Origin of the sequence: Pedobacter psychrotolerans (assembly GCF_004340665.1) — a bacterium.
Lineage (GTDB): Bacteria > Bacteroidota > Bacteroidia > Sphingobacteriales > Sphingobacteriaceae > Pedobacter > Pedobacter psychrotolerans.
This window is the reverse complement of record NZ_SLWO01000002.1, coordinates 169407-181559: the sequence shown is the minus strand read 5'-3', so window position 1 is coordinate 181559 and position 12153 is coordinate 169407. Positions and strand designations below refer to the sequence as shown.

Below are 12153 nucleotides of genomic sequence, written 5' to 3'. Positions count from 1 at the left end.
AGCCGCAAAGGTAAGCTTAATATTTCGTATTTTACAGATAATCAAGTAAATAGTTTTTTATGCTAAATATTTGAAAATTAGGAAGAAACGAAAGATGTAAAAGATCAAAAGGCAAAAGAATAATTAATCATATTTAATTAAAGCACAAAATTTTAATTTTATTGATTGATTTTTTATTCTAGCGATTTGCGTCGATGTTTGAATAGCCAGCTTGGGAGTTCTGTATTTAAAATAGCTGGAGCAAATATGTCATTGTGCGAGAGTTTATCGAATTCCCAAAATCGGATTTTGTTGCTGGAATCTAATTCCTTAAAAAATTGTGCATCGCTGTTAAAAGGGTTTTCGGTATCCATGTTTCCATGAATCAGCCAAATAGGAGTGTTTGGCAGTTCTTTAATATGATCGAATTGTGGTATGCCAGAAATGCTGATGCCGGCAGCAAATAAATCAGGCTGTAAAGATAAAGCATTGATCACCGAAGAAGCACCCATGGAAAACCCGATGAGGTAGATTCTTTTCTGATCAACATTTAAGGTGTTTTTTAAACTATCGATTAGTTGCAATGCCGTTTGCAGGCAGGGTTGTGGAACCGAAGTTAAAACATTTCTATTTTTATCAAGCGTATAATTTGATGATCTGGCTGGGAATTGCGGTGCCAAAATAAACGCAGGGTATTTAGCCTGTATTTCATTCATCGCAAACAACTTGGCCAAAATTCCCAACTGGCTGTTATTGTCAGTTCCAACTGCGTTTGATCCATGAAACAGAATCACCATCGGAAGTTTCTTTTTGCTATTGGAGCCTTCAGATTTGAAAAATCGATAGGCAATTGGTGTATCAGCATTGCCCTTAAAAGTGCCTTTAGCGAAAGCATTGGCATCAAAATGCTTTATTTGAGCTATTCTTTTTTTAAGATAAAAAGAATCAGTGCTTTTTGGGATATTGGTTTTCCCGAAAGTATGAACACGTTGGCTACATGATAATATTCCACAACACAACACCAATGATAGGATATAAATTACAGGTCTTGTTTTAGTCAGCATGCAGGAACATAATTTAGCGGTTAGGAGCAAAATTCAGGAAGTGACGATAAGTGCTAAAAACTAGCGCAACCTTTCAGCTGATCGAATCAAACGTTCATCCTTATTAATGCCAAAAATGGCCAAAACAAGAAATAAAATGGCGATAGCAGGCAGATAAGCACCAGCTCCAAAATGTGCACCTTCAATGCCGCCAGGTAATTCCTTTGCATAAACGCTGCACCAAAAGGCAAAGCCAATAATTAATAAGATCGAAACAATGGCAAAACGTTTTTGAAAACTACGTTTTCTGAAATTAAAGATGTTGATAAAGCAGATAATGGCTAACGCGATGTTCGCTATCAACAGGGGTAAGTTCATGTTAGTTTTGCCAAATGCAGTCACTTTGGTACCGAAGGTGTAAATTGATTGTTCTAAACCTGTATTCCCTAATTTTGTGGTTGCAAAAGGTAAGATAAGCATTAATATGAGAGCCAATGCTGCTAAAAACAGCCAGATTGATTGTATTCTTTGTATCATGTTAATTTAAACTATTTGGGCAAAAATAACTTTTTTATTGGTAGGATAAAAGAGATGTCAAACATAAGGCATGCGTTTATGGTTTCACCTAACCACCTAACCACCTAACCACCTAACCACCTAACCACCTAACCACCTAACCACCTAACCACCTAACCACCTAACCACCCTATGCTCTTTACTAATCCCTTTGCCCTTTGCTACCTAAAATGTATTTTTGCAGCACTTTGAATAAGATAAGGTATTTCATACAAATCGCATATGATGGCAGCTTGTACCATGGCTGGCAAATTCAACCCAATGCAATAACCGTTCAGGAGCTATTGGATAAGGCGCTATCAACTGTTTTTAGACAAGCTGTTGAAACATTAGGTTGCGGAAGAACTGACACTGGTGTTCATGCCAAAGATTTTTATGCTCATTTTGATCTTGAAAATCTGGAAGAAAGTAAAGTTTTAAACTCAATCTCAAGTATCAATGCACTCTTGCCATATCAAATTGCGGCTAAACGGATTATTCCCGTTCATCATGATGCACATGCCCGTTTTGATGCCACATCCCGTGCTTATCAATATTTTATTCATTTTGAAAAAGATCCATTTAAACTAAACAGGTCGTGGTTAATTAAGGATCAATTGGATTTATCGGCAATGAACCAGGCTGCAGGGTTACTGTTTGATTATATCGATTTCTCTTGCTTTAGTAAATCTAATACCCAAACGTTCACCAATAATTGTAAAATTGTTCAGGCGTTTTTTGCTGAGATAGATGGAAGTTTGGTATTTACCATTCAAGCTGATCGCTTTTTGCGGAACATGGTAAGGGCAATTATGGGTACACTGGTAAGAATTGGGAAAAATGAGATTAACTTAACCGATTTTAAAGCAATTATTGAAAGTAAAAACCGTAGCAACGCCGGGCAATCCGTACCCGCTTGTGGTTTGTATTTAGTGAAAATAGAATATCCGTATATAAAAAATGTTTGAAGTATAGAATGGTTGAATTAAAGAATTATAGAGTGATTGAATTATAGAATGGCAAAACTCACTCATTCAAAATTATTTAAGTATAGAATGATTGAATTATCGAATGGTCACTTATTCATTCAACACTCATTCATTCAAAATTTAAAAAGATGGCAGTAACAGGCGAAGTATATAACACAGGATTGCTGAAACGTATTTTTCAATATGTAAAGCCTTATCGTGCTGTTTTTATTTGGTCTGTAATTTTAACTATTTTACTCGCTGTAATTTCACCAGTCCGGCCTTTTTTAATTAAATATACGCTTGATCATTACATTTTAGCGGGCAAATACGCTGGCTTGGTAAACATGACCATGTTGATGGTTTTTATGCTGATTCTGCAAACACTGATTCAGTACAATCATACCCTTTTGACGAATACCCTGGGTCAATCTGTCATCCGCGATTTAAGAATTAACGTTTTTAATCACATTACCAAACTTCGACTTAAATTTTTCGATCAAACGCCTATTGGACAATTAATTACCCGAACCGTATCCGATTTAGAAACTATTGCAGATATATTCTCTGAAGGATTAATTTCCATGATTGGCGATTCCTTGCAAGTAGTGGTAATTGTTGGTGTTATGCTTTATACCGATTGGGAGCTAAGCGTAGTGGTACTGCTTCCTATACCACTTCTAATTATGGCTACCAGGAAATTTCAGAAAGCCATTAAGATTTCTTTTCAGGAAATTAGAAATGAAGTCTCCAACCTAAATACTTTTTTACAGGAACATATTACCGGTGTTTCCATTGTACAGTATTTTGCCAGAGAGAGGCAGGAGTATAAAAAGTTTTATGCCATTAATAAGCGCTATCGCGATGCGAATATCCGTTCCAACTGGTATTACTCTATTTTTTTTCCAGTGGTGGAATTGATTTCTGCCATGTCTTTAGGTTTATTGATTTGGTACGGTGCAAAGAGTATTTTAGCCAAGCCGCTGGATGTCACACCAGGAACAATTACCCAATTTATCATGTACCTTGGAATGGTTTTTACGCCAATTCGTCAACTGGCAGATAAATTTAATACCCTGCAAATGGGCATGGTTGGTGCAGAACGTGTATTTAAGGTATTGGATACCAAAGATACTACGCCAAATGAAGGACATCAGAAACCTGAAAAATTAGCTGGTAATATCGAGTTCAAAAACGTTTGGTTCGCTTATAACGAAGATCATTATGTTTTGAAAGATTTAACTTTTGAGGTTAAAGCTGGCGAAACAGTGGCCCTTGTTGGAGCAACAGGAGCTGGAAAATCATCAACCATTAATATTCTAAACCGCTTTTATGAAATAGGAAAAGGGAAAATTACGGTAGATGGGATAGAAATTGATGATTTTGATATTGATTACCTTCGAAGTCACATTGCTACAGTGCTGCAAGATGTTTTCTTGTTTTCCGATACAATTTTAAATAACATCACACTCAACAATTCAGAAATAACCATTGAGGAAGTCATTAATGCCGCTAAAAAGGTTGGTGCGCATGAATTTATTGAACGGTTACCTGGCGGCTATCAATATAATGTGATGGAAAGGGGTGCAACGCTTTCAGCCGGACAAGCGCAGTTAATTTCCTTTATTCGTGCTTTAGTACACAATCCGGCTATCCTGGTCTTAGATGAGGCTACTTCATCGGTTGATACTGAAACAGAATTGTTGATTCAAAAAGCCATTGATAATTTAATGGAAGGCAGAACTTCAATTGTGATTGCCCACCGTTTATCTACTATCCAAAAAGCCAACCAGATTATTGTATTGGACAAAGGTGAAATTAAAGAAAAAGGTACTCATCAGGAACTATTGAAACTAGATGGTTACTATAAAAAACTTTATGATCTGCAGTTTTCTTCAAAAGGGATTGCGAAGGTTTAATCTGGCCTTTTTTGGATAGAATTTCTTAATTTAACCTCTTTAAAATCCGAAAAATGAAAATATCTAAACTATTTGCCATTATCCTGATCTCATTATTTACTTTAAATGTTGCCGCACAGCAGAAAAAATATGTAATGGTTATTCACGGTGGCGCCGGAACCATTCTTAAAAAAAACATGACGCCTGAAAAGGAGGCTGCATATATTGCCGTTTTAACTAAAGCTTTGCAGGCTGGTTATGCGCAAATAAAAAAAGGAAAAACAAGCCTTGACGCTGTAGAAGCAACTATTCATGTGCTGGAAGATGATCCACATTTTAATGCCGGTAAAGGTGCTGTTTTTACACATGAGGGTAAAAATGAAATGGATGCTGCCATTATGGATGGAAAAACCTTAATGGCAGGTGCTGTTGCAGGTGTAACTACAATCAAAAATCCCATCTCAGCAGCAAGAGCAGTGATGGAAAAATCGGAGCATGTGATGATGGTTGGTGCTGGTGCAGATCAGTTTGCGAAAGAAGCAGGTCTGGAAATTGTAGATCCAAAATATTTCTGGACACAAGAACGTTGGGATGGCTTGCAGCAAGCCATTAAAGAAGATTCGACCAAAGCTGTGTTGGATCATGGTAGTAAGAAGTCTGATCTTCTGGGAATTAAAAACCACGATTATAAATTCGGTACCGTAGGTTGTGTCGCATTGGATCAGGCCGGTAATCTGGCTGCCGGAACTTCAACGGGAGGGATGACGAATAAGAAATATGGTCGCGTGGGCGATGCGCCCATTATTGGCGCAGGTACCTATTGCAATAATGAAACGGCAGGTATTTCTTGTACAGGCTGGGGCGAGTTTTACATCCGTAATGTTGTCGCGAAAACCATTTCTGATTTAATGGAGTATAAAAGTTTATCAGTTGTTGAAGCATCAAAAATTGCTTTAGATAAAGTGGGTAAAATGGGAGGTGATGGTGGTTTGATTGCCTTAGATAGAAAAGGGAATATCGCCATGCCTTTTAATACAGAAGGAATGTACAGAGGTGCCATTACTGTTGATGGTAAAATTGAAGTGAGCATCTATAAATAATGAAAAAGCTTTTTCTATTGCTCATATTGACTGGGTTTTCAATATTCGTTCAGGCACAAAACAAGGGTAATCTATTCATTATCGGAGGTGGAAATCGTTCTGATGATTTGATGAAACAAATGTTGAATACTGCTGATTTAAAAGCAAAGGATTATATTATCGTTTTGCCTATGGCGAGTGAAATTCCAGATGCTGGTTTTAAAACACTTTCTCAGCAACTGAAAAGAATGGATCAGCACGCAATCAGAAACTTTAATTTTAGTAAGCATGATGTAAATGATGAAAGTTGGATTGATTCACTGGCGGGAGCAAAGCTGATCTATATTTTAGGTGGCGATCAAAACCGGTTTATGAAATCTGTATTAAATACGCCCGTTTATACTGCCATTCACAAAGCCTATAAAAATGGTTCAACTATTGCTGGTACAAGTGCCGGAGCTGCAGTAATGAGTAAATACATGATTACTGGCAAACAACTTTTAGATACGGTTTACAAGGAAACTTTCAACAAACTTTGGAATGGAAATATTAAATTCGCAGAAGGAATGGGCTTGCTGGAGAATACCATTATTGATCAGCATTTCTTGAAACGAAATAGATACAACCGCTTAATTTCTGCCTTGGCTGCACATCCTGATTTGGTTTGTGTAGGTATTGATGAAGGTACGGCAATTATTGTTCATGGTCATCAGGCAACTGTTGCCGGTGAAAGTCAGGTCATTCGATTGGCAAATCCAAAGGCACTTAACCATACAGATAAAGGTTTGTTAAAGTTTAATCAAGCATCGTTTGGTATTTTCACTGCTGGAGATGTAATCGAAATTAAGCCATAACAAAGTTTTATGAGTTGAATACGTTCTACCTTTTATACAATTAAAACTCCCAACTAATTAAGCTATCTTTGCATCAGAAACATGCACACAGCTTGTTTAATTAAACCAGATCACATTGGCTCAAGAAGAACAAAACAACCGCAAGGAAAAAAGCGAGTTACATCCACGCAACAAACACCGTTCGCGTTACAATTTCAAACAACTTATCGCAGCATCAAAAGAACTAAAACGTTTCGTTTTTAAAAATGAACACAATGATGATTCTATTGATTTTGCAGATCAAAATGCTGTTAAGGCATTAAATAGGGCATTACTAAAATATTTCTATAATATTTCCCAATGGGATATTCCTCAGGATTTCCTTTGTCCTCCTATTCCGGGCAGGGCCGATTATATCCATTACGTAGCAGATCTTTTAGGTTCAAGCGCTAAAGGAAAAGTTCCAAAAGGAAATAAACTAAATGTGCTTGATATTGGTGTAGGAGCCAATTGTATTTATCCAATTGTAGGTCATCAGGAATATGGCTGGAACTTTGTTGGGTCAGAAATTGATCCGCTGTCTGTAGATTCCGCTAAGCGGATTATTGAGGCCAATAAAGAGTTACAAGGTAAGATTGAAATCCGTCAGCAATCATCAAAAATGGGTATTTTTAGAGGCATTGTTGGTGCCAAAGAACGTTTCGATGCAGTGGTTTGTAATCCACCGTTTCATGCCTCATTAAAAGAAGCAGAACAAGGTACAAGGCAGAAATGGCGTAATTTAGGGGGAACAGAAAAAGAAGTAAAACATGTTTTAAACTTTGGAGGTAACAAGGCCGAGCTTTGGTGCCCAGGTGGCGAACGTGCATTTGTAGAGCAAATGATTGTTCAAAGTGCGCAAATTAAAAACCAGGTATTGTGGTTTACTTCCCTCGTTTCTAAAAGTGCAAACTTAAAAAGCATCTATAGTGCTTTGGTAAAGGCAGATGCTTTTGAAGTACGTACCGTTCAAATGAGCCAGGGACAAAAAATAAGTCGTTTTGTGGCCTGGACTTTCCAGGATGATGAAGCGCAGGCTGAATGGTCAAAAGGATGGAAATAAGTCTTAAGTCCGGAGTTGTAAGTCTTTAATCGACTAACGATTGTTTCATAATAATAAAAAGGGAGATTAATTTTTTTAATCTCCCTTTTTGTTATTATTTCTTTTCGTAAACGATCAAAATAACCAGATCATTGTCTTTATTTGGGGCAATACCATGTGAACTTCCGGTGCGGGTTAAAATGGCATCGCCAGGTTTTACCGGAAAATTTTTTCCATTCATCTGCATGGTGCCATTTCCACTAATGACATAATAAATCTCATCTTCTTTTTGCAAGTGATAACCTATTGAGGAGCCAGGTTTCAATATTCTCTTTTTAAAAACTGTTTTAAGGTTTCTGGCATCCCCAAAAAAATTAAAACCTATGGTTTCGCCACCTCCCCGATGGGTGCCAGGTTCTTTTTTAGCAACATCGGCATCATTTTGTAATATATACTTAGCGGTATCATTAGTTTGTGCTTTAGTACCATAAGCCATTATGGTTAAAAAAAATAGAATAATGTATGTTTTGTTTTTCATTATATTTTTATCTGTTTTAAAGCTTTCAGCATAGTCTTTATGCCATTATGCTAAAATTAAGCGTTTTGCCCGGTTTTGCCAAAAGCACAAAAGTTTATAAATAAATCTGATATTAAACTTATAAGGTTTTCAAACCTCATGATTTGAATAGTAGACTCTGGCTACCATAAATGAATTCGTTAACTTTTACAGAAAAATGGGCTAAATAATCTATTTTTAGGCTTGACTTTCCAGTCAATAATATTAGCTTTGCACAAAAAAATAGATACATGAGCGTTTTAGTAAATAAAGATTCTAAGGTTATCGTTCAGGGTTTTACCGGAAACGAAGGAACTTACCATGCAGAACAGATGTTGGCGTATGGTACAAACGTAGTTGGTGGTGTAACGCCTGGCAAAGGTGGGCAATTACATTTAGAAAAGCCTGTTTTTAATACGGTTAAAGATGCTGTTGATCAAACAGGAGCAAATGTATCTATCATTTTTGTGCCGCCTGCTTTTGCTGCTGATGCCATTATGGAAGCTGCAGAAGGTGGTATTAAAGTAATTGTTTGTATTACTGAAGGTATCCCGACTAAGGATATGATTCAGGTTAAAGAATATATTTCAGATCGTGATGTGACTTTGATTGGCCCTAACTGCCCAGGTATCATCACTGCTGATGAAGCTAAAATTGGTATCATGCCAGGCTTTATCTTCAAGAAAGGTAATGTTGGTGTGGTTTCTAAATCTGGAACTTTAACTTACGAAGCGGTAGATCAGGTGGTTAAAGCAGGTTTAGGTATTACCACTGCAATCGGTATTGGTGGCGACCCGATTATCGGAACACCAACTGTAGAAGCCGTTAAGTTATTAATGAACGATCCTGAAACTCACGGTATCATCATGATTGGTGAAATTGGTGGTGGAATGGAAGCTGAAGCTGCCCGTTGGATTAAAGAAAATGGTACTAAACCGGTTGTAGGTTTCATCGCTGGTCAAACTGCACCTGCAGGACGTAGAATGGGTCACGCTGGTGCAATTGTTGGTGGTGCTGATGATACTGCTGCTGCCAAAATGAAAATCATGCGTGAGTGTGGTATTCGTGTGGTAGAAAGCCCTGCTGAAATCGGCGCTGCAATGGCAGAAGAATTAGCAAAATAAGATTTAAAAATCTCTTTATATAAAAGCGTTTCGATTAGGTTCGAGACGCTTTTTTTTTGGCCTCACCCTATTAAAGGTTGTGGTCAGGCTTTTTTGTACTGTCCCTCGCCTGAAAGAGAGGGATTGGGGGGGTAGAGAGTATAACCCAACGGATTACTGGAGTTGGTTAAATTTGCTTTTTCGTTTGTCTTTTCATAAGATCATTTACAATTCGTGATAATGAATATTTTGGCTATAGGTTCAAATCACTAATCCTAGTTTCCCTCTTTTTCAGGAGAGGGACGTGCAGAGCAGAATAAAACTACTAAACTTTCATAGGGAGAGGCTATTTTACTTTCGTAATGATCACCTCATAACAATCTAATATTTTTTATTTTACTTTAGGTTTAAACCACTACCTTCTATTTCCCTATCTTTCAGGAGAGGGACTTACAGGAAAAGAACATACCATCCAAACTTTGTCAGGGAGAGGCTTCTGCATCCCAACTCCCAACTAAAAGCCACATTTATCATTGTTCTGTAAATAGAATATGATTCTCTTAAACCAGCAAACCAAATCAAAATCAATACCGTATATTGATACATGAACACAATGTTAAATAAACTATTTTTGATCTCTGCTGTTGTTTTAATTACCAGCCTTTCTGCCTGTGCTCAAAAGCAGGAAAAGAAAGAAGTAAAACAAACACAGCAATCAGAAAATATCATACCGAAAAAGAAAATGAACTGGAATCCATTAACACCCGAAGAAGAAAGAGTAATTGTTAATAAAGGAACGGAATATCCTGGTACAGGTAAATACGAACATACAACCGAAAAGGGTACTTATACCTGCAAACGTTGTAATGCAGCATTATATAGATCTGAAAGTAAATTTGATGCACATTGTGGATGGCCTGCATTTGATGATGAAATAAAAGGTGCCGTTAAACGCATTCCTGATGCTGATGGATCACGTATAGAAATTGTTTGCGCCAATTGTGGAGCGCATTTAGGCCACGTATTTTTAGGCGAAGGATTTACCAATAAAGACACGCGTCATTGTGTAAATTCAATCTCTATGAATTTCGTGCCGGATAAAAAATAAGGTGGGTATAGTTGGGTTAGGTAGAGGCGTATAGCGATAAGTTATACGCCTTTTTTAATGCTCAAAATTTAGCTGTTTTTCCACAAATTGTTGATTATAAACTAAATGCTTATATTTGCACGCTCGACAAAGAAAATTTAGCCTATGAAGTATCTGCTGTTATTAAGTTTTTGTTTCCTGTTTTTACAAGGTAAAGCACAAAATTCTGGTTCATCAAATGAGCCCGATAGTATAAAAAAAACAGTTATGGCAACTTATTACCACAGAAAGTTTGAAGGCCGCCGAACAACCAGTGGCGTAAAATACAGAGCAAAAAAATTAACAGCCGCACACCGTACTTTACCGATGGGTACCTTAATCACAGTAACTAATCCTGACAATGGAAAATCGGTTGTAGTGAAGGTTAATGACCGGGGTCCGTTTTCTAAAAAACTAGCAATAGACTTATCTGAAAGTGCTGCAAAGCAAATTGGTATATTCCGCCAGGGAATAGCCAAAGTAAGCCTTAGTTATACCTTAGAATAATATTCCTTTTAGCTCTATTTCTTAAAGGTTATATGCCTTTAATTTAAGTTATTAACACTTATTTTTGTTTGCTAGCCCCTTGAAACTAAACAATTAGCTTTTTTTTCGCCTGAAAATGATATTTAGCTGATGGGTTTCTTCACTTAAATCCCAATGGTGTTAACAACTTTGATTCAAAAAACAAGCCGTCTGTATCTATATTTGTTTCAACAAAGTTCTTCAACTTCTTGCACTTGAAAACAAATATAAAAGCTTAATTTTTAGTGCTTTACAAGCATTCTCTCTGATTGCCTATTTAAATTTACCAAGCTAAAAATGCGGTTGTTTGCCAAGAGGCGAGGGTTAGCACTTTCACTACAGCGTTTTGATCAAGATATCACAATCATCATATAAAATTGGTGGATGCATGTCTTTGTCGGCTCTGATTAAAATGAAGAAAATAAAGTATCAGTTATGGAACAGGAATTATTACTACAAGAAAACAAAGATAGATTTGTGCTTTTGCCGATTAAATATCCGGCAATTTGGGAAATGTATAAAAAAACCGAAGCCAGTTTTTGGACAGCTGAAGAGATTGATCTTTCTGATGACCAGAAACACTGGGATAATTTAAATGATGGCGAGCGACATTTTATCTCCCATATCCTTGCTTTCTTCTCTGCCAGTGATGGTATTGTGAATGAAAATTTAGCCGTAAACTTCATGAGTGAGGTTCAGCTACCTGAAGCCCGTTGTTTTTATGGTTTTCAGATCATGATGGAAAACATCCATGCTGAAACCTATGCCTTATTAATCGATACTTATATTAAAGATCCGGAAGAAAAAGACCGTTTATTTCATGCTATTGATACCGTACCTGCGGTAAAAAGAAAAGCAGAATGGGCACTACGCTGGATTGATAATGGAACTTTTGCAGAACGTTTGGTGGCATTTGCTGCGGTTGAAGGTATTTTCTTCAGCGGAAGTTTCTGCTCAATTTTCTGGTTAAAAAAACGTGGCTTAATGCCAGGATTAACTTTCAGTAATGAGTTAATTTCAAGAGACGAAGGCTCTCACTGTGAATTTGCTTGTTTATTGTACAGTATGTTGAGCAATAAATTAAGCGAAGAACAAGTTCATGGTATCATCAGCGATGCAGTAGAAATCGAAAAAGAATTTATTACAGAAGCATTACCAGTGGCTTTAATTGGGATGAATGCAAAATTAATGAGCCAGTATATTGAATTTGTGGCCGACAGATGGTTACAGGAACTGGGTTATAAAAAAATCTACAATACAACCAATCCATTCGATTTTATGGAAATGATATCATTACAGGGAAAAACTAATTTCTTTGAAAAACGTGTTGGAGATTATCAGAAAAGTGGAGTGTTAACTTCTGCTGATAATAATAAACAGGCGTTTTCTTTAGATGAAGACTTTTAA

Annotated in this window: 12 protein-coding genes; 9 read left to right on the top strand and 3 right to left on the bottom strand. The window is 36.9% G+C overall.

The annotated features are described in order from the left end of the window. Positions 1-173: 173 nt before the first annotated feature. Both EV200_RS04665 and EV200_RS04660 read right to left on the bottom strand, forming a co-directional pair. Positions 174-1043 carry a carboxylesterase family protein gene (locus tag EV200_RS04665; RefSeq protein WP_132529713.1) on the bottom strand — a complete coding sequence of 290 codons (870 nt, stop codon included), beginning with the start codon at positions 1041-1043 and terminating at the stop codon, positions 174-176. Between the two features lie 60 nt (positions 1044-1103). Next, positions 1104-1559, bottom strand: coding sequence for a DUF4293 domain-containing protein (locus EV200_RS04660; RefSeq protein WP_132529711.1), 456 nt, complete (start codon positions 1557-1559; stop codon positions 1104-1106). Between the two features lie 227 nt (positions 1560-1786). On the opposite strand from EV200_RS04660, the gene truA reads away from it, so the two are divergent. From truA to rlmF, 5 genes are all read left to right on the top strand, one after another. Then, the gene (gene truA, locus EV200_RS04655) at positions 1787-2545 is read left to right on the top strand and encodes a tRNA pseudouridine(38-40) synthase TruA (RefSeq protein ID WP_132529709.1); all 759 of its coding nucleotides are present in this window, start codon (positions 1787-1789) and stop codon (positions 2543-2545) included. A 149-nt stretch (positions 2546-2694) separates the two neighbouring features. Next, entirely contained in the window at positions 2695-4464 is a 1770-nt protein-coding gene (locus EV200_RS04650; protein WP_132529707.1) for an ABC transporter ATP-binding protein, read from the top strand. A gap of 53 nt (positions 4465-4517) precedes the next feature. Then, the gene (locus EV200_RS04645; protein ID WP_132529705.1) at positions 4518-5543 is read left to right on the top strand and encodes an isoaspartyl peptidase/L-asparaginase family protein; all 1026 of its coding nucleotides are present in this window, start codon (positions 4518-4520) and stop codon (positions 5541-5543) included. Next, positions 5543-6376 carry a cyanophycinase gene (locus tag EV200_RS04640; RefSeq protein WP_132529703.1) on the top strand — a complete coding sequence of 278 codons (834 nt, stop codon included), beginning with the start codon at positions 5543-5545 and terminating at the stop codon, positions 6374-6376. Before EV200_RS04645 ends, EV200_RS04640 begins: the two co-directional genes overlap by 1 nt. A gap of 115 nt (positions 6377-6491) precedes the next feature. Further along, complete coding sequence (gene rlmF / locus EV200_RS04635) at positions 6492-7457, top strand: 23S rRNA (adenine(1618)-N(6))-methyltransferase RlmF (protein WP_132529701.1); 966 nt, start codon at positions 6492-6494, stop codon at positions 7455-7457. 94 nt (positions 7458-7551) lie between these two features. On the opposite strand, the gene EV200_RS04630 is transcribed toward rlmF, so the two are convergent. After that, entirely contained in the window at positions 7552-7974 is a 423-nt protein-coding gene (locus EV200_RS04630) for a cupin domain-containing protein (protein ID WP_132529699.1), read from the bottom strand. 269 nt (positions 7975-8243) lie between these two features. Between EV200_RS04630 and sucD the strand changes: the two genes are divergently transcribed. From sucD to EV200_RS04610, 4 genes are all read left to right on the top strand, one after another. Continuing rightward, on the top strand, positions 8244-9116 hold the full coding sequence (gene sucD, locus EV200_RS04625) for a succinate--CoA ligase subunit alpha (protein WP_132529697.1): 873 nt from the start codon (positions 8244-8246) through the stop codon (positions 9114-9116). A gap of 583 nt (positions 9117-9699) precedes the next feature. Continuing rightward, the gene (locus EV200_RS04620; RefSeq protein ID WP_132529695.1) at positions 9700-10203 is read left to right on the top strand and encodes a methionine-R-sulfoxide reductase; all 504 of its coding nucleotides are present in this window, start codon (positions 9700-9702) and stop codon (positions 10201-10203) included. 144 nt (positions 10204-10347) lie between these two features. After that, the gene (locus tag EV200_RS04615) at positions 10348-10728 is read left to right on the top strand and encodes a septal ring lytic transglycosylase RlpA family protein (protein WP_132529693.1); all 381 of its coding nucleotides are present in this window, start codon (positions 10348-10350) and stop codon (positions 10726-10728) included. A 453-nt stretch (positions 10729-11181) separates the two neighbouring features. Then, complete coding sequence (locus EV200_RS04610; RefSeq protein WP_132529691.1) at positions 11182-12153, top strand: ribonucleoside-diphosphate reductase small subunit; 972 nt, start codon at positions 11182-11184, stop codon at positions 12151-12153.